The organism is Streptomyces vulcanius, from assembly GCF_042653945.1.
GTDB classification, from domain to species: domain Bacteria; phylum Actinomycetota; class Actinomycetes; order Streptomycetales; family Streptomycetaceae; genus Streptomyces; species Streptomyces mangrovi.
The window spans coordinates 35,000-52,678 of the sequence record NZ_JBHSFK010000048.1; the positions used below are offsets into that span (position 1 = coordinate 35,000).

Here is a 17,679-nt window from a genome sequence, read left to right on the forward strand (position 1 = left end):
CTCGCTTGTCAGAGGAAGCAGTTCACTTCTACATCCCGCAGGGCAGGTCCACCTCGAGGGTGGTCGGGCCGCCCGGCGGGCTGGTCACGCGGAGCGTACCGTCGTGGGCCGCCACCCGGCGGCGGATCCCGGTGAGTCCGGAGCCCCCTTTCTCGTCGACGCCGCCCCGGCCGTCGTCCTCGACGCGCAGCAGCAGCCGGCCGCCCCGGGCCCGGACGGTCACCGACGCCTGCTGCGCGCCGCTGTGCTTGGCGATGTTCGTCAGCGCCTCGGCGACCACGAAGTAGGCGGTCGCCTCCACGGAGGCCGCGCACCGCTCCGGCGCGTCGACGTCGGTCCGGCACGGCACCGCGCACTCGGCGGCGAGACCGGACAGCGCCCCGGCCAGGCCCCGGTCGGACAGCACCGGCGGCAGGATGCTGCGGGAGACCGCGCGCAGTTCGGCCAGCGCCTGTTCGGCGGCGCTCTGGGCGCGTTCGAGGAGTTCGTCGGCGCGGGCGGGGTCGCGGGCCGTCATCCGGCGGGCGGCGCCGAGCAGCACGGTGACCGTGACGATCCGGTTCTGGGTGCCGTCGTGCAACGAGCGCTCGATGCGGCGCAGTTCGGTGGCGTGGGCGTCCAGGGCGGCGGCGCGGGTGGCGGTCAGCTCGGCGACCCGGAGGGAGAGATCGGTGCCCGGGCCCGCGGCGAGCAGGAGCCGGCCGGGGCGGGCCTGGAGCCGGGCCATGCCGGGGGTCAGGCCCAGGATGATGGCGATCCAGCCGACGCCCAGCAGGCTCACGGAGAGCGCCTCCGGCCAGGAGTGGGCGTGCCCGAACCCCAGGGACGTACTGGAGGTGCCGGCCGGCGAGAACGGCCACACCAGCGGGAACACGATGTCCCGGAAGGCGGCGAGCGGCAGCCAGACGCCGAGCAGCCCCAGCAGGAAGCCCAGACCGGCGTGGCGCAGGGCCCAGCGCAGTTCCCGTCGGGTGGTCGGGTCGACGAGCGCGACCCGCAGCCGCGTCGGCGGCGGGTCCGGGGCGACGACCTCGGGCCCCCAGCGGGCGAGCCGCTCGCGTTCCCGGGCGGCGAGGGCGTGCAGGGCGCGCAGCACACCGGGCGCCATGAGCAGGCCCACGCCCAGCGGCGCGGTCACGGCGGTGACGGCCAGCAGGACGAGGAGGCCCAGTGCCATGGCGCCCGTGCCGATCCCGCCGACGAGCTGCCCGAGCGCGGCACCGGAGGCCCTCAGGGTCCGTACAAGGAGATCCCTGAAGTCCTCGGTGTCCTCGTGGCTCACTGTCCGGGTCGTCATGCGGCCCTCCGCTCCTGTAGGCGAACGACCCTATGGCCCGCGCCACTTCGGCGTGAAGTACAGCCTGCTGTACTTCATCTCGGGCGGAAGGCGGGATCGGCCGAGGGGGGTCGTGGTCCATAGCGTCATGGACATCAGCCGGCATCAGCCGAACCGCTCACCCAGGGAGCCCCCCATGACGACCGCCACCGACCCCACCCGCCTCACGACCGGGGACCTCACCCGCGGCCTCCTCTGGCTGCTGCTGGTGATCAGCGCGGTCGCCAACATGGTCGCCTCCTTCGCCGGGGCCGGCGTCGGCATCCACCTGGCCTGCGGCGCGGTCACCGCCCTCACCGCGACCGTGATCGTCGTACGGCGTCTGCGGGGCCGTCGATGAGCACCGCGACGACCGCCCTGCGCGCCCCCGCCATCGCGCTGGCGAACCTCACCAAGACCTACCAGGGCGGGGTACGGGCCCTCGACGACGTGTCGCTGACCGTCGAACCCGGCACCTTCCTCGCCGTGATGGGGCCCTCGGGCTCCGGCAAGAGCACGCTGATGCACTGCGCGGCGGGCCTGGACTCGCCGACCTCGGGCAGCGTCCGGATCGACGGCCACGAGATCGCCGGGCTGAACGAGAACCGCCGCACCGAACTGCGGCGCGAGCGCGTCGGGTTCGTGTTCCAGGCGTACAACCTGATCCCCTCGCTCAGCATCGAGGACAACATCACGCTGCCGCTGCGGCTGGCGGGCCGCCGGCCGGACCAGGAGTGGGTGGCCTCGCTCGTGGAGCGGGTGGGGCTGGCCGGCCGGCTCGCGCACCGCCCCGCCGAACTCTCTGGCGGACAGCAGCAACGGGCCGCCGTCGTGCGGGCGTTGGCGGCGAAACCGGCCGTCGTGTTCGCGGACGAGCCGACCGGCGCGCTGGATCTGCGCAGCGCGCACGAGGTACTGGAGCTGCTGCGGAGCCTGGTGGACGAGCTCGGCCAGACGGTCGTCATGGTCACCCACGACCCGGCCGCCGCGGCCCGCGCGCACCGGGCCCTGGTGATGGCCGACGGCCGGGTGGTCGACGCCCTCGACCATCCGACCGCGCCCCAACTCGCCGACCGTCTCGTCGCGTTGGGAGACCGATAGACCATGTCCACGTCCACGTCCATGTCCACATCCATGTTCTCGATCGCTCTGCGCATGGCCGCCCACCGGCTCACCGCCCTGCTCGCCGTGGTGTGCGCGGTGCTCGGCGGGGCCGCCCTGATCACCGGCACCGGGGTGCTGGCCGAGTCCGGACTGCGCTCGACGCTGCCGCCCGGCCGGCTCGGCGGCGCGGACGTCGTCGTCGCGGCCGACCAGGAGTTCCACTCCCCCGGGAATCCGGCCCTCGCGCTCCCCGAGCGCGCCCGGGTCCCCGCCAAGCTCGTCGAGCGGATCTCCGGTCTCGCGGGCGTGACCGCGACCGTCGGCGACGTCGGCTTCCCCGCCGCGCTGGTCGACGCGCGCGGCCGGGTCGTGCCGACCGCCGACGACCCCACGTCCGCCGGTCACGGCTGGTCCTCGACACAGCTCCTCGCCCACCCCCGTGTCACGGGCCGGGCGCCGGCCGGAGACGGCGAGGTCGCCGTGCCCGCCACCACCGGCCTCAAGGCGGGCGACCGGGTACAGGTCGTCGCGGACGGCCGTCCCGCCGCGCGCTACCGCGTCACGGCGGTGGTCGACGCACCCGGCGCGGGCGTCTACGTCGCCGACGACACCGCCGTACGGCTCACCGGCAGCCGGGACACCGTCGACCTGATCGGCCTGACGACCAAACCCGGCACCGAGCGGTGGGTCGCCGACGCGGTCCGCAACCGGGTGGCGGGGACCGGGCTGAAGGTCGTCACCGGCGCCGACATCGGCGACACCGCGGCGCCCGGCGTGGGGTCGGCCCGCTCGCTCCTTGTCCTGCTCGCCGGTTCGCTCGGCGGGATCGTCCTGCTGATCACCGGGTTCGTCACGGCGGGCGCGCTCGGCGTGTCGATCGCCGGGCAGCGCCGGGACCTGGCGCTGATGCGGGCGGTCGGGGCGACCCCGAGGCAGATCCGCCGGCTGGCCGCCGCGCAGTCCTCGGCCGTGGCGGCCGTGGCCGTGGTGCCCGGGGTGGCGCTCGGCTATCTGCTGGCGGGGCAGTTCCGCGGCATGCTCGCCGACCGGGGTGTCCTGCCGCCCGAACTCCCCCTGACCGTCAGCCCGTTCCCCGCTCTCGCCACGCTGGTGCTGCTGGCGGCGGCCGTGCAGCTGTCGGCCCGGACCGCGGCCTGGCGCACCTCCCGGATGCCGGCCACCGAGGCGGTCGCCGAGTCCCGCAGCGAACCCCGCACGCCCTCGAAGGGCCGCACCCTGACCGGCGTGCTGCTGATCGCCGCCGCGTTCACCCTCTCCGTGACCCCTTTGCTGGCCCGGACCATGATCGGCGCCGCGGCCACCTCCATCGCCGGCATCGTCGCCGCGATCGGCCTGGCCCTGTGCGGCCCGGCCCTGGTCCGCTCCACGGGTGAGGCCGCCGTACGCCGCCTCGGGCGCCGGGCCTCGGCCCCGACCTGGCTGGCGCTGGCCAACGTACGGGCTTACGCGCTGCGGGTCGCCGGGGTCGTCAGCCCGCTGGCCATGGCGGTCGTGTTCGTGCTGACGTACACCCTCGCGCAGACCACCGTGCTCGCCGCGACCGCGCAGGACACCCGCACCGGCACCCTCGCCCAGTACCGGCTGAGCGCGCCGGCCCTCGGCGGACTGCCGGCCGACGCGCCGACCGCCGTACGGAAGGTGCCGGGCGTCCGCGCGGCGGCCCCCGTCGGTACGACCTCCGTCGTCTGGCCGTACGAGGAGTTCGGCGACCCCCAGGCCGAGTCCGCCTCCGCGCTGATCGCGGGCCCGGACGCGGCGGACGTCCTCGACCTGGGGGTGCGGGAGGGCGGCCTGAGCCGTCTCACCGGCGCCACGGTCGCCGTCAGCAGCGAGGTCTCGGGGTCCCGGGGCGCCGAACTCGGGCGCCGGATACCGCTGTTCCTCGGCGACGGCACGAAGGTCGAGGCGCGGGTCGTCGCCGTGTACGACCGCGGGCTCGGCTTCGGCCCGCTCGTCCTCTCCCGGGACCTGGCAGCCGGACACACCACCTCCGCCCTCGCCCAGAGCCTCCTCGTCCGGACCGACGGCGCGGCCGCCACCGAGAGCCGCCTTGCCGCGCTCACCGCGTCCCGCCCCGGCCTCGCCCTGGAGGACACCGCCACCGACTCCGGCACCGACCAGGACACCCCGCCCGAGGTGTGGATCAACCTGGCGACGATCGTCGTCCTGCTCGGCTACCTCCTCCTCAGCATCGCCAACAAGCTGGTGGCCGCCACCGCCCAGCGCCGCACCGAGATCGCCGCGCTGCGCCTGGTCGGCACGACCCCTCGCCAGATCCGCGCCATGATGCGCCGCGAGGCCGCGGTGATCGCCGCCGCCGCGCTCGTCTCCGGCCTGCTGCTGTCCGCCCTCCCCCTCGCCCTCCTCGGCCAGGGCTTCCTCGGCCACCCCTGGCCGACGGGCCCGGTCTGGCTGCTGCCCGCCATCGCGGCCACGGTCGTCCTCACCTCGTTCCTGACCGTCGAACTCCCCACCCGCCAGTCCCTGCGCACCCCGCCGGCGGACGCGCTCCGCGCGACGTGAGCCACCATGGCGGGTCGGCGGGTGCGGACGAGGGTGTGTGTTGCCTGCGGCCGGCAGCCGCAGTGGGGTTCTACTGCGAGGGACCGGTTGAGCTCTGCTTCCACCGGTCCCAGTGCAGGACCTGCTCGCGGGGGATCCTGCGGGCGGGCTTGAAGTCGGTGCCGATGGTGTGGGCCAGTGGGATCAACGCGGCCAGCATGACGTCCTCGTACGGCACGTCGAGAATCCCGGCCAGCTCCCGCTCCAGTGGCGCCTGGGCTGTGGTCCACACCGTTCCCAGGCCGCGTGCCCGTGCGGCCAGCATGAAGCTCCACACGGCCGGCAGGATCGATCCCCACGTCCCTGCCTGCTCGGCCACCGGGGCGTGGTCGGTGCGCCCCTCCACGGCGGGGATGACGAATGCGGCACCCGGTGGAAGAGGAAGGGGCCGGCGCGTCCGCGAGCCCCGGTTCACGTTTCCGGAACACCGATGAGTTCGGCGAACCCCGCCGGTCATAAGGGGGACGACACCGGAACAGGGCGGGGATCCGTGGTGCCGCTGTCAGTGCCCCGGGCTAATCTCCGCACAACCGGCACAACCGGCCCTCTGCCTCTTTCAGGAGGATTCCATGACTTCTCGACTCAACCCGTACCTCAGCTTCACCGGGGACGCCCGGCAGGCGCTCGAGTTCTACAGGGAGGTCTTCGGCGGCGAACTGTCGCTGAACACCTACGGCGACTTCGGCCAGGCGGACGCCCCCGGCTCGACCGGCGGCGAAAAGATCATGCACGGCATGCTGGAGACCCCGAGCGGCTTCACCCTGATGGCCGCCGACACCCCGCCCGGCATGGAGTCCACCGCCGGGACCAACTTCTCCGTAAGCCTGAGCGGCGACGACGACGCCGATCTGCGCGGCTACTGGGCGAAGCTGTCCGAGGGCGGCTCGGTCGGAGTGCCGCTGGACAAGCAGATGTGGGGCGATGTGTTCGGCATGTGTACCGACCGCTTCGGCATCCCGTGGATGGTCAACATCGTCCAGGCCCAGGGCTGAGCGACAGCGACAGCGGGGCGGGCCGGAGCGGGTGAAGAACCGCTCCGGCCCGCCCTCCGGCTGTCAGGCGTCGACCTCGTACTGGCCGACCTCGATGAAGTAGCGCAGCTCCTCCGGGGTGCCGTCGATGACGGCCTCCGCCGCCGCGCGCAGGGCGGCGCTGATGTCCGTCCTGGCGAGGATCTTCGCGACGGCGACGCGGTCGTCCTCGGCGCGGGCCAGCCGCAGGCCGGTGGCGAGGAAGTTCGCCCGGTCGGCAGCGGTGCCGTTGAGGGCCTTGTTCGCCCCCCTGATCACCGCCTTGCCACTGGCGGGGTCGGCGAGCAGGCGCGCGATCGCCACCCTGTTGTCCTCGTCCCGCGCGATGGCGAGGCCGGTGGACAGGAAGTACGCCCGGTCGGCAGCGGTGCCGTCGAGGGCCTTGTTCGCCTCCCTGATCACCGCCTTCCCGCTGGCGGGATCGGCGAGCAGGCGCGCGATCGCCACGGTGTTGTCCTCGTCCTGGGCTATCGCCCGGCCCGTCTTCAGGAAGGCCCGCAGGTCCTCGACCGTGCCGTCGAGGGCCTTGTTCGCCTCCCTGGTCACCCCCGCCCCGGTGGCCGGGTCGGCGAGGATGCGCAGGATCTCGATGCGCAGCTCTTCCTCGGTCATGGAGTCGTACGGTGAGTCGGACTCGGCGGCCGTCTCCGTCGTGGCCGGCGCCGTGACGGAGGCGGTGGCCGTGCCTGCGGCGAAGGCCGGCGTGGTGAGCAGCAGGGCCGGAGCCAGGGCGCCCGCGGCGAGTGCGAGTGCCGGACGGGTGAGTCTCATGTCGTGTTCCCCCATGTGTTGATTGATGTGCCGTCAGTGATCCTTCCGGGGATACCGGCCGTTGTCACGGGCGTTTCGGAGTTCCGGTCGATCAACGGCGGCTGAGGAATTCGCAAAGATCCCGAAAAGCCCACAGCTGCCCCGCGAAAGAGACATGACCCGTTCACATCTCGTCCACATCCAACGGGTTGAGGGGAAAGAAATCAGCCATTGACTCTCCCCGCGTGCCTCGATCACGGAGCCGCTTGGGGAGAAACGTTTCTTTGGGGGCGCAGTGACGTCCGTACCACGGCAGCTTCACACGGCCCGTGGGCTCGGTGACCGGATCTTCCGGTACCAGTTGACGGCCACGGGGGTCGTCGTTCTCGCCATCATGGCGGCCGTCGGACTGTTCCTGCTCCTGCGGGCCGGTCAGGCGCTGCGGGCGAAGGGGTTCGGGTTCCTCACCACCGCCCAGTGGCAGCCGGACGTCCACAACTTCGGCATCGCGGCCGTACTCACCGGCACCCTGCTGATCGCCGCCGTCGCGGTGACGATCTCCGTGCCGCTGGCCGTGGGGACCGCGCTGTTCATCTCCGACGTCGCCCCGCGCGGCCTGCGCCGTACGCTCGTCACCCTGGTCGACCTGATGGCGGCCGTGCCGTCCGTGGTCTACGGGCTGTGGGGCCTGTTCTTCCTCCAGCAGCACGTGATCGGCCTCTCCCGGTGGCTGTCCACCTGGTTCGGCTGGATCCCGCTGTTCACCGTCGACGGCACCCAGCCGGGCGAACCGCTCGCCTCCGAGAGCGTGTACACCGCGTCGGCGTTCGTCGCCGGGCTCGTCGTCGCGCTGATGGTCGCGCCGATCCAGTGCTCGGTGATGCGCGAGGTGTTCGCGCAGGCCCCGGCCGGCGAGCGGGAGGGCGCGTACGCGCTGGGCGCCACCCGCTGGGGGATGATCCGCGCGGTCGTCCTGCCGTACGGCAAGGGCGGCATCATCGGCGGCACGATGCTGGGGCTCGGCCGGGCGCTCGGCGAGACCATCGCGGTCTACCTGATCATCTCGCCGGTCTTCGCCATCCAGCCGCACATCCTGCAGACCGGCTCCAACTCGGTCTCCTCCCTCATCGCCCTGCACTACGGCGACGCGTCCACCTTCGGCATGTCGGCGCTGATGGCGGCGGGCCTGGCGCTGTTCCTGCTCACCCTGGCGGTCAACTTCACCGCCTCCTCCATCGTGGCCCGCTCCCGGTCCGGCGCACAGAGCGAGGCATGAGATGACCGTCGTGGAACACCTGCCGCCGACGGCTGGGCCCGTGGCCGAAACCGTGGCGGAAACCGCCCCCGTCACCCCGGAACTCCCCGACCGGCCGCGCCGCGTCGGCGGGCCGACCCGCTCCGGAGTGCTGTCGCTGTGCGGTGCCGCCGCGTCCGGGCTGTGCGTGGCGGTGCTGCTGTTCGGGCAGATCGCGCCGTTCTCCGGCGGGCTGGGCTTCGCCGTCACCTGGTACGCCGCCTTCCTCGCCGTCTACGCCGTGCTCACGAGCCTGGAGGAGGACGGGCAGGCGGTACGCGACCGGGTGATGACGGTGGTCCTGTGGACCGCGTCCGGGCTGCTGTTCCTCGCCCTCGCCCTGGTCGTCGGGTTCACCGCGTGGCGGGGCCGGGAGGCGTTGCCGCACGGCAACTTCTTCACCCAGGACATGCAGGCGGCCGGTCCGCTCGACCCGCTGAGCAACGGCGGTGTCGCCCACGCGATGCTCGGCACGCTGATCATGATCGCCATCGCGCTCGCCATCACCGTCCCGCTGGGGCTGACCTGCGCGGTCTATCTGAACCAGATCCCCGGCCGCTTCTCCCGCTTCGTCCGGACCATCGTCGAGGCGATGACCGCGCTGCCGTCGATCGTGGCGGGCCTCATGGTGTACGCCGTCTGGATCCTCGGCCTCGGCATGCAGAAGTCGGGGCTCGCGGCGGGGTTCGCGATCAGCGTGATGATGCTGCCGATCGTGATCCGCGCGGCGGACGTGGTCCTGCGCCTCGTCCCCGGCACGCTCACGGAAGCGGCGGAAGCGCTGGGCGCGCCCCGCTGGCGGACCGTCTGGCACGTCGTCCTGCCGACCGCCCGCTCCGGTCTCGCCACGGCGGTCATCCTCGGTACCGCGCGCGGTATCGGCGAGACGTCACCGGTTCTCCTCACGGCGGGCTTCACCGCCGCGCTCAACGCCGACCCGACGAACGGCCCGATGGTCTCGCTCCCCCTCGCGGTCTTCAACTTCGTCAAGTCCCCGGAGCCGACGATGATCGCGCGCGGCTTCGGTGCGGCGGCGGTGCTGATGGCGCTGGTCCTGGTCCTGTTCGTCATCGCACGGGTGGTCGGCGGCCGGGGCCCGGGCCACCAGACGAAACGCCAGGCGCGCAGAACGGCAAGAGCATCCCGCCGGGACATCCAGAGATACGCCGGGACGAACGCCCTCAGGGGCGCGGGGCCACATCCATTTGCGGCTCCGCCGCGGGGCGCGACCAGCCCCCACGCACCCGCACCCGACAACGGAGACCGTCACCAATGATCAACGCCCTGAGACGGCTGGGCATCCTGGCCGCGCTGATAGGCATCCTCAGCACAGCCACCCCCGCATCGGCCGACAGCTACACCCCCATCGCCGGCGCCGGCTCCACCTGGGCGGAGAATGCCGTGGACGAGTGGCGCCGGGCCGTGAACCAGTACGGCATGCGGATCAGCTACGCCGGTACCGGTTCCTCCGACGGCCGGCGCCAGTTCCTCTCCGGCACCGTCGACTTCGCCGTCTCCGACATCCCGTTCCAGACCAACCCGACCGACGGCAGCGCGGCGGAACGCCCTGGCTCGGGGTCGTACGCGTATATGCCGATCGTGGCCGGCGGCACGGTGTTCATGTACCACCTGACCGTCAACGGCAAGCGGGTCACCAACCTCCGCCTCTCCGGCGACGTCGTCACGAAGATCTTCACCGGGGTGATCAAGACCTGGGACGACCCGGTCATCAAGGCCGACAACCCCGGGCTCCAGCTCCCCCACCGCACCATCGTCCCCGTCGTCCGCTCCGACGGCTCGGGCTCGACCGCCCAGTTCACGATGTGGATGGCCAACCAGCACAAGCCGCTGTGGCAGGCGTACTGCGCCAAGGTCGGCCGATCGGGGGCGTGCGGACAGACCTCGTACTACCCCACCGTCTCCGGCATGATCGCCCAGTCCGGCGACCTGGGCGTGGCCGGTTACGTCGCCCAGAACTACGGCGAGGGCGCGATCGGTTACGTCAACTACTCGTACGCCCTCAACGCGCACTATCCGGTCGCCAAGGTCCTCAACCACGCCGGCTACTACACCGAGCCCACCCCGCAGAACGTCGCGGTCTCGCTCCTCAAGGCGAAGATCAACACGAACAAGAGCTCCGCGGACTACCTCACGCAGCAGCTCGACGGTGTCTACAACGACAGCGACCGCCGCAACTACCCGCTGTCCAGCTACTCGTACATGATCCTGCCGCTGAAGGTGCAGGGCACCTTCACCGAGGCCAAGGGCAAGACGCTCGGCGCGTTCTCGTACTACTTCATGTGCCAGGGCCAGCAACAGGCGCCCGATCTCGGCTACTCGCCCCTGCCGATCAACCTCGTGCAGGCGGGCTTCGACCAGATCCGCCGTATCCCGGGCGTGACGGCGCAGAACATCAACATCCGCAAGTGCAACAACCCCACCTTCACCTCCGACGGCCGCAACCGCCTCGCCGAGACCGCGCCTTACCCGAAGGCCTGCGACAAGAAGGGCGCCGCGCCCTGCACGAGCGGCAGCGGCGGCGCCAAGTCGACTACGACGAACGGCGGTTCGGGAGAAACGTCCGGCGGTACGACCAGCAGCGGTACGACAACGGCGGGTACCTCCGGGGGCTCCACAAGCGGCGGCACCAGCGCCCAGCCCTCCGTCGACCCCGACACCGGCCAGACCCTGAACCCGGGCGGCGGCACGGCGAGCGGTACCTCGGGCGGCACCACCGCCACCGCCGCCGACGGCACGGTCGCCCTCGCCCAGCCCGTCGCGGTCGCCGGACGCACCGGCTGGACCGGCACCCAGACCCTGATGCTCCTCGCCGCGTTCCTGGTGCTGGCGCTGATCATGCTGCCGTCGATCGTCTCCCGCCTCCTCGGCAACGGCGGCGGCAACCGCAACGACCGCCCGGCCGACGGGAGTTCGCGATGAAGAACCCCGTACGCCGCGTCCTCACCCGTCTCGTCGCCGGCGCCGCCGTCGGCGCCCTCGCCGGACTCGCCGTCGCCCAGACCGCCCCGCCCGCCACGGCCGCCACCTCGTCCTCCGCCGTCACCGTCGCCGGGCGCGGCGAGTTCAAGGACATGAGGTTCACGGTCGACCAGACCACGCACCTCACCAGCCAGGCGGTCACCGTCTCCTGGACCGGCGGCGCCCCGACCGCCTTCGCCGGCACGCAGTTCAACACCGACTTCGTGCAGATCATGCAGTGCTGGGGCGACGACGACGGCACGGTCCCCGCCAACCCGGGCCCGTCGCGCACCCAGTGCCAGTACGGCGCCTCCCCGACCACCGACCGGGGCAGCTGGCCCGGCAACGACTACGACGACACCCGCCGGGTCTTCTACAGCGCCGACCCCGCCAACTACGGCCAGGACAACCGCTACGGAGCCGCCAACCCCAACGCGCCGGGCGAGGTCCCCTTCAAGCCGGTCAGCGGTGACACCGTCACCAGCAACACCCAGAACAACCCCTACTTCAACCGCAACACCACCAACGAGGTCGACTTCGCCCGCACCGGCGCCGACGGCACCGGCCGGGAGTTCTTCGAGGTGCAGACCGCCAACGAGGCCCCGCACCTCGGCTGCGGCACCCCCGTGAAGACGAACGGCGTGACGAAGCCGCGCAGTTGCTGGCTGGTGATCGTCCCGCAGGGCCACCTCGACCTCGACGGCAAACCGTACGCCGACCGGAGCCAGGTCAACGCGGGCTCCCCGGTCTCCTCCACCAACTGGCAGAACCGCGTCGCGATCCCGCTCGGCTTCAACCCGGTCGGCACCAACTGCGCGCTGGGCTCCGCCGAACTCCCCACCACCGGCAGCGAGCTGGTCGCCGACGCGATGACCAGCTGGCAGTCCGCCATGTGCCCGACCGGCAAGGTCTACGGCTACACCGAGTACGGCGAGCCCGACACCCGCGCCCGTCTCACCCGCGACGGCGCCTCCGGCCTCGCCTTCACCACCCGCGCGCTGGGCGCCGACGAGGGCACCACAGCACCCTCGGGGACCACCTCGTACGCGCCGGTCGCGCTCTCCGCAACCGTCATCGGCTTCACGATCGAACGCAGACCGAGGGCCGGTGCCCCGGAGTCGACACAGAAACTCGCCGGCACCAAGGTCGAGTCGATCGACCTCACCCCGCGCCTGGTCGCCAAGCTGCTCACCGAGTCCTACCGCAACTCCCCGTGGGGCGCGGTGATCAGCGGCACCGCGGCCCAGCACTACGGCTGGGCGAGGAACAATCCGGCCGGGCTCGCCACGGACCCCGAGTTCATCGCGCTGAACCCGGAGTTCGCCGAACTCTCGGTCGCCGAGACCCCGGCCACCGACACCGACCTGCTCACCACTCTCGGCCACTCCGACTCGGCCCGCGCGCTGTGGCAGTGGATCCAGTCGGACAAGGACGCCCGGCAGTTCCTCGCCGGCGTCCCCGACGACGACGGGACGCGGGTCAACCCGTACTACTCCACCAACGCCGACCTGAACCCGACCGGCGCCGCCTTCGACCCGTCCCGCACGGACGACTACCCGAAGAGCGACCCCTGGTGCACGATCCCGCCGGGCAGCGGCGCCACCCAGAAGCAGTGCATGATCGACTTCCATCCGTACGTGGACGACATGCACTCCGGCGCGCTGCACACCCGCCGCGCGGACGGCCTGTGGAAATCGTCCTGGGACCCGCTGGCCACCCCGCCCGCGTACAAGAGCCCCGGCCCGCAGACCGTCGGCTCCCGCTTCCTCATCACCGTCACCGACGCCGCCTCCGCCACCCGGTACGGCCTGCAGACCGCCCGTCTGCGCAACGCGGCCGGAAAGTTCGTCGCGCCCACGGTCACCTCCCTGACCACGGCCGCCGCGAGCGCTGCCGGCAAGGGCGTCGCCGAGATCACCCCGACCGGGGCCACGGCGAAGGGCGCCTACCCGCTCGCCCAGCTGGTCTACGCGGCGGCCCGCCCCGCCGGCCTCGAGCCGGCCGCCCGCAAGGACTACGCGACCCTGCTGCGGTACGCGGCGGGCGCCGGCCAGGTCACCGGCGCCGACCCGGGCCGGCTTCCCGTCGGATACGCCCCCCTGCCGAAGACGCTGCGCGAGCGCGCCACCGCCGCCGCCAACGCCCTCTCCGACTACAAGGGCGGCACCACGAGCGGCGGCACCGGCAGCACCCCGGCCACGAGCGGCTCCGGCACGGGCGCCGGCACCGAGGCCACCCCGGCCGGTGGTACGACCGGCGGCGACACCGGCGCGGCGACCGGCACCCCCACCCGTGCCTCACCGGCCGCCTCACCGTCGTACGACGGCGGTGACGCCGTGCGCACCACCGCCCTGGGCACCACCCCCGCCGACCCCGCGAACGCCCTGCGCTACGCCGTCCCCGTGGGCGCCGTCCTCGGCGCGGCGGCCGCGGTGGGCGCGCCCTTCGCGGGCGGCGGCCGGCTGCGGCTCCCGCTGCGGGTGCCGCTGCCCGGCGGCCGGACGGTGACCCTCCTGCCCGCGCTTCCGGAACGCCTGCGGAAGCTGCTGCGGCCCTAGGCCGCCACACGCAGGGCGGCCCTCGCCCGCACCACGGACGGCAGCTCGGAGCGCCCCCTCGGACGGCGACTCCCGGGTCGCCCCACACCGGCGGCTCCCGGGCCGCCCCACAGACGGCCGCCCGCCCCGAAGGACAGTCGGGGCGGACGGCCCGCACCACCCTGCCAGATCCCTCTCCTCATCACCCTCTCGCACAGTCACGGAGACTCTCGATGCGCAGAACGCGCTCCACGGCGGCCCTGGTCGCCGCCGCAGTGGTGGCCGGCGGCATGGCTCTCGCGAGCCCCGCGTACGCCGACCCCACCCCCGCCGGGACCTTCCGCCAGCTGGTCGGCGTGGGCTCCGACACCACCCAGGACGTGCTCAACGCCCTGGCCGGCGACACCGTCAACGGCACCTCCTACGCCTCGACGGCCGTGAAGTCTGCGTCCGGCGCGGGCATCGCCTCGTACGACGCGATCGGCTCCGCCACCATCCAGACCCGCTCGGGCGGCCCGTCGTTCACCCGTCCGAACGGCTCGGGACCGGGCCGTACGGCGCTCAGCTCGTCGCTGACCGGTGACAAGGCCGTCGCGACCGACTCCGCCACCATCAAGGGCCAGGTCGACTTCGCCCGCTCCTCCGGCGGTCCGAGCACGTCCGGCAACGCCCTGACGTACATCCCGTTCGCGCGGGACGCGGTCGGCGTCGCGGTCCGCGGACCGGGCCTCGACACGCTGACGGTCGCGCAGCTGTTCGACATCTACAAGTCCGGCGGCGTGCGCACCCTGAACGGCCAGACCCTGCACCCGGTCCTGCCCCAGAGCGGCTCCGGCACCCGCAAGTTCTTCCTCAACGCGATCGGTCTGACCGAGGGCACCGTCGACACCACTCTGCCGACCGTCCAGGAGAACCAGGCCAACGCCGCCCTCACCGAGGACGGCGCGCTCGCGCCGTTCTCCGTGGGCAGCTGGATCGCGCAGAACAACGGCATCGCCCCCGACTACAGCTCCACCGCGGTCAGCGCCGGCGCGCACCTGGCGAGCCTCCAGCTGCCGGGCGACACCGGCGCGACCAGCCCGGTCACCACGGTCAACGGCAAGCTCACCCCGGTCGCCGGGTACTACGAGAACGCCACCTTCGGCCGTGACGTCTACAACGTCGTGCCGAGCCGGACGATCGACACGACCAGCGTCTTCTTCGACAAGGACATCTACGACGTCTTCGTCACCAGCGGCAGCCACGAGGCCGCCCTGGCCTCCGACAACGCCGAGAACGTCATCGCGAAGTTCGGCTTCCTGAACGAGTCCTACAACGGCTCGGTCAACCTGGCCAAGCACGCCAAGGTCGGCGGCCTGGAGAACGGGCTGACGAACGCCACGCCCGGCAAGCCCACCCTGAAGACCACGGCCGGCGACGCGAGCCTCAAGCTCAGCTGGACCCCGAACGCCCTCGCCCCCGTACTGCCGGTCACCGACTACCGCCTCACGCTGACCGACAAGGACGGCGCCGTCGTCGCCACGAAGGACCTGCCGACGACCACCACGTCGTACTCCTTCACGGGCCTGGCCACCGGCGCCTATACCGCCACGGTCACCGCGAACAACCTCAACGGCACCGGCACGGCCGCCACCTGGACCGGCACGGTCAAGTACAACAGCACCACCAAGGCGACCACCGCGACGACCCCGTACGGCAAGGCCCCCAAGGTCGCTGTCACCGTCACCGGCTCGCACTCGGTCGCCCCGAGCGGCAAGGTCACGGTCAAGGAGGGCGCCACCACCCTCGGCACCGGCACCCTCAGCTCGACCGGCAAGGTCACCGTCAGCCTGTCGAACCACCTCAAGGTGGCCACGCACAGCCTGACCGTCTCCTACGGCGGCAACACCAAGCTGAACGCGTCCTCGGCGAAGATCTCCCTGAAGGTCACCAAGGCCACGCCGTCGGTCGCCACCTCCGCGCCCACGTCCGTGAAGCACACCGTGCGCGCCAAGGTCACCGTCAAGGTCACCGCGACCGGCACCACCCCGGGCGGCACGGTCCGCGTCTACCAGGGCTCCAAGGTGATCGCCACCGGCACCCTGCGCGCCGGCAAGGTCGTCATCACCCTGCCGAAGCTCAGCAAGGGCCGCCACACCCTGCACGCCTACTACGCGGGCTCGACGACGGTGAACGGCAGGAACGGCGCCAACTTCGTCATCAAGTCCACCTGATCCACCTGATCCACCAGATCCACCAGATCCACCAGATCCACCTGATTCATCTCACCCAGTAAGGAGGCGGGCCGCAGTGACGGTCGCCGTACCCCTCACGCTCACCCGTGCCGGCGGGGTCACCGCCGTCACCGCGGTCCGTCACCTCGCCCGCGGCGGGCTGCTCGGCCTCGCCGCCCTGCTGCTCGGCGTCACCGCACAACTGCTGCTGGTCAGCGGCGTCCAGGAACACTCCGCGCAGCAGGCCGCGTACGACGAACTGCGCGGCCGACTCGCCCTGGGCACCGCCCCGGTGGCCCAGACCGACCAGGAGGGCCGGCTGCTCGCGCCGGGCACCCCGGTCGCGCTGATCACCGTCCCCGGACTGGGGATGAACCAGGTGGTCCTGGAGGGCACCGACTCCTCCGTCCTGACCGACGGCCCCGGCCACCGCCGGGACACCCCCATGCCCGGCCAGACCGGCACCAGCGTCCTGATGGGCCGCGCCGCCGCCTACGGCGCCCCCTTCGGCCGGCTCGCCTCCCTCGGCGCGGGCGACAGGTTCACCGTGACGACCGGCCAGGGCAAGTCGACGTACCAGGTCAGCGGCGTACGGCGGGCCGGAGACCCGGCGCCGGCGCCGCTCGCCGCCGGCAAGGGCCGGCTGGTCCTGGTCACCGCCACCGGCACCCGCTTCATGCCGTCCGGCCTGCTGCGGGTGGACGCCGACCTGGTCTCCGCGCCCTTCCAGACCCCGGCGGCGGTCATCCGCTCCGGCACGCTCCCGTCCGCCGAGGAACCCCTGGCCCGCCCCTCCGGGGTGCCCTGGCCGCTGGTGATGTGGCTCCAGGCGCTGCTCCTCGCGTCGGTGGCCGCCGTGTGGACCTGGCACCGGTGGGGCCGCCACCAGACGTGGATCGTCTTCGCCCCCGTCGTCGCGGTCCTCGGCCTCCAGGTCGCCACCCGCACCACCGAGCTCCTCCCGAATCTGCTGTGACCGAGGTGACCGAAATGACCGACCTGATCAAAGAAGCCGAAGCGACCGACGCGGCCGCCGGAGTCGACCCGCTGACCGACACGGTGGTCCTGCCCGCAGCGGCCCCCGGCGGCCCCTCCCCCGCCACCCTGGAGGCCCGTGCCGTCTCCGCCTGGTTCGGCAGCCACCAGGTGCTCAGCCAGGTGTCGCTGACGATGCCCGCGGGTGAGGTCACCGCCCTCATCGGCCCCTCCGGCTGCGGCAAGTCGACCTTCCTGCGCACCCTGAACCGGATGCACGAGCTGATCCCGGCCGCCCAGTTCGGCGGCGAGGTGCTCTTCGAGGGCGAGGACATCTACGACGCGTCGTGGCGCCTCACCGACGCCCGGCGCAGGATCGGCATGGTCTTCCAGAAGCCGAACCCGTTCCCCGCGATGTCGATCTACGACAACGTGGTCGCGGGCCTGCGGCTGACGGGCGCCCGGGCGGGCCGCCGCGAGAAGGACCTCCTCGTCGAGGAGTCGCTGACCCGGGCCGGCCTGTGGAAGGAGGTCAGGGACCGCCTCCGCCAGCCCGGCGGCGCGCTCTCCGGCGGCCAGCAGCAACGTCTGTGCATCGCACGGGCGTTGGCGGTCCGCCCCCGGGTGCTGCTGATGGACGAACCGTGCTCGGCCCTCGACCCGACGTCCACCCGCCGCGTCGAGGAGACCATCCAGGAGCTGGCCGGGCAGGTCACGGTCGTCATCGTCACCCACAACATGCAGCAGGCCGCCCGGGTCTCCCAGCAGTGCGCGTTCTTCCTGGCCGAACAGGGCACCCCCGGCGGCATCGTCGAGGCGGGCCCGACCGGCGACATCTTCGGCACCCCGAAGGACAGCCGCACGGCGGACTACGTGGCGGGCCGCTTCGGCTGATCGC

13 protein-coding genes and 1 pseudogene are annotated in these 17,679 nt (G+C 72.5%); 11 read left to right on the top strand and 3 right to left on the bottom strand.

The genetic code is table 11. The annotated features are described in order from the left end of the window. Positions 1-28: 28 nt before the first annotated feature. Positions 29-1,297 (bottom strand): sensor histidine kinase, encoded by a 1,269-nt coding sequence (locus tag ACFPIH_RS46760; RefSeq protein WP_381177174.1) that lies wholly within the window; start codon positions 1,295-1,297, stop codon positions 29-31. Positions 1,298-1,472: 175 nt separating this feature from the next. On the opposite strand from ACFPIH_RS46760, the gene ACFPIH_RS46765 reads away from it, so the two are divergent. The 3 genes from ACFPIH_RS46765 to ACFPIH_RS46775 are packed head-to-tail and all read left to right on the top strand — an operon-like array spanning position 1,473 to position 4,963. Then, the gene (locus tag ACFPIH_RS46765; RefSeq protein ID WP_381177176.1) at positions 1,473-1,676 is read left to right on the top strand and encodes a hypothetical protein; all 204 of its coding nucleotides are present in this window, start codon (positions 1,473-1,475) and stop codon (positions 1,674-1,676) included. Beyond that, positions 1,673-2,416, top strand: coding sequence for an ABC transporter ATP-binding protein (locus ACFPIH_RS46770; RefSeq protein WP_381177179.1), 744 nt, complete (start codon positions 1,673-1,675; stop codon positions 2,414-2,416). The genes ACFPIH_RS46765 and ACFPIH_RS46770 overlap by 4 nt, the downstream gene beginning before the upstream one ends. Positions 2,417-2,449: 33 nt before the next feature. Beyond that, positions 2,450-4,963: an FtsX-like permease family protein gene (locus ACFPIH_RS46775; protein ID WP_381177319.1), complete on the top strand. Its 2,514-nt coding sequence runs from the start codon at positions 2,450-2,452 to the stop codon at positions 4,961-4,963. A 70-nt stretch (positions 4,964-5,033) separates the two neighbouring features. Here ACFPIH_RS46775 and ACFPIH_RS46780 read toward each other — a convergent pair. Beyond that, positions 5,034-5,366 (bottom strand): annotated as a pseudogene (locus tag ACFPIH_RS46780) (nitroreductase family protein); the annotation flags it as partial. Between the two features lie 205 nt (positions 5,367-5,571). Between ACFPIH_RS46780 and ACFPIH_RS46785 the strand changes: the two are divergent. After that, positions 5,572-5,994, top strand: a complete 423-nt coding sequence (locus ACFPIH_RS46785; RefSeq protein ID WP_381177181.1) for a VOC family protein — start codon at positions 5,572-5,574, stop codon at positions 5,992-5,994. Between the two features lie 63 nt (positions 5,995-6,057). Here ACFPIH_RS46785 and ACFPIH_RS46790 read toward each other — a convergent pair whose 3' ends face one another. After that, complete coding sequence (locus ACFPIH_RS46790) at positions 6,058-6,804, bottom strand: ALF repeat-containing protein (protein ID WP_381177184.1); 747 nt, start codon at positions 6,802-6,804, stop codon at positions 6,058-6,060. A gap of 274 nt (positions 6,805-7,078) precedes the next feature. Between ACFPIH_RS46790 and pstC the strand changes: the two genes are divergently transcribed. The 7 genes from pstC (at position 7,079) to ACFPIH_RS46825 (ending at position 17,675) form a co-directional block, all read left to right on the top strand. Continuing rightward, positions 7,079-8,059, top strand: coding sequence for a phosphate ABC transporter permease subunit PstC (gene pstC / locus ACFPIH_RS46795; RefSeq protein ID WP_381177187.1), 981 nt, complete (start codon positions 7,079-7,081; stop codon positions 8,057-8,059). 1 nt (position 8,060) lies between these two features. Continuing rightward, positions 8,061-9,353, top strand: coding sequence for a phosphate ABC transporter permease PstA (gene pstA, locus ACFPIH_RS46800; RefSeq protein WP_381177190.1), 1,293 nt, complete (start codon positions 8,061-8,063; stop codon positions 9,351-9,353). Continuing rightward, positions 9,350-11,017 carry a phosphate ABC transporter substrate-binding protein PstS gene (gene pstS / locus ACFPIH_RS46805; protein ID WP_381177193.1) on the top strand — a complete coding sequence of 556 codons (1,668 nt, stop codon included), beginning with the start codon at positions 9,350-9,352 and terminating at the stop codon, positions 11,015-11,017. The genes pstA and pstS overlap by 4 nt, the downstream gene beginning before the upstream one ends. Further along, positions 11,014-13,614: a hypothetical protein gene (locus ACFPIH_RS46810; protein ID WP_381177196.1), complete on the top strand. Its 2,601-nt coding sequence runs from the start codon at positions 11,014-11,016 to the stop codon at positions 13,612-13,614. The genes pstS and ACFPIH_RS46810 overlap by 4 nt, the downstream gene beginning before the upstream one ends. A 212-nt stretch (positions 13,615-13,826) precedes the next feature. After that, the gene (locus tag ACFPIH_RS46815; protein WP_381177199.1) at positions 13,827-15,806 is read left to right on the top strand and encodes an Ig-like domain repeat protein; all 1,980 of its coding nucleotides are present in this window, start codon (positions 13,827-13,829) and stop codon (positions 15,804-15,806) included. Between the two features lie 76 nt (positions 15,807-15,882). Then, the gene (locus ACFPIH_RS46820) at positions 15,883-16,782 is read left to right on the top strand and encodes a sortase (protein ID WP_381177202.1); all 900 of its coding nucleotides are present in this window, start codon (positions 15,883-15,885) and stop codon (positions 16,780-16,782) included. Between the two features lie 14 nt (positions 16,783-16,796). Next, positions 16,797-17,675, top strand: a complete 879-nt coding sequence (locus ACFPIH_RS46825; protein WP_381177205.1) for a phosphate ABC transporter ATP-binding protein — start codon at positions 16,797-16,799, stop codon at positions 17,673-17,675. The last annotated feature ends 4 nt before the right edge of the window (positions 17,676-17,679 follow it).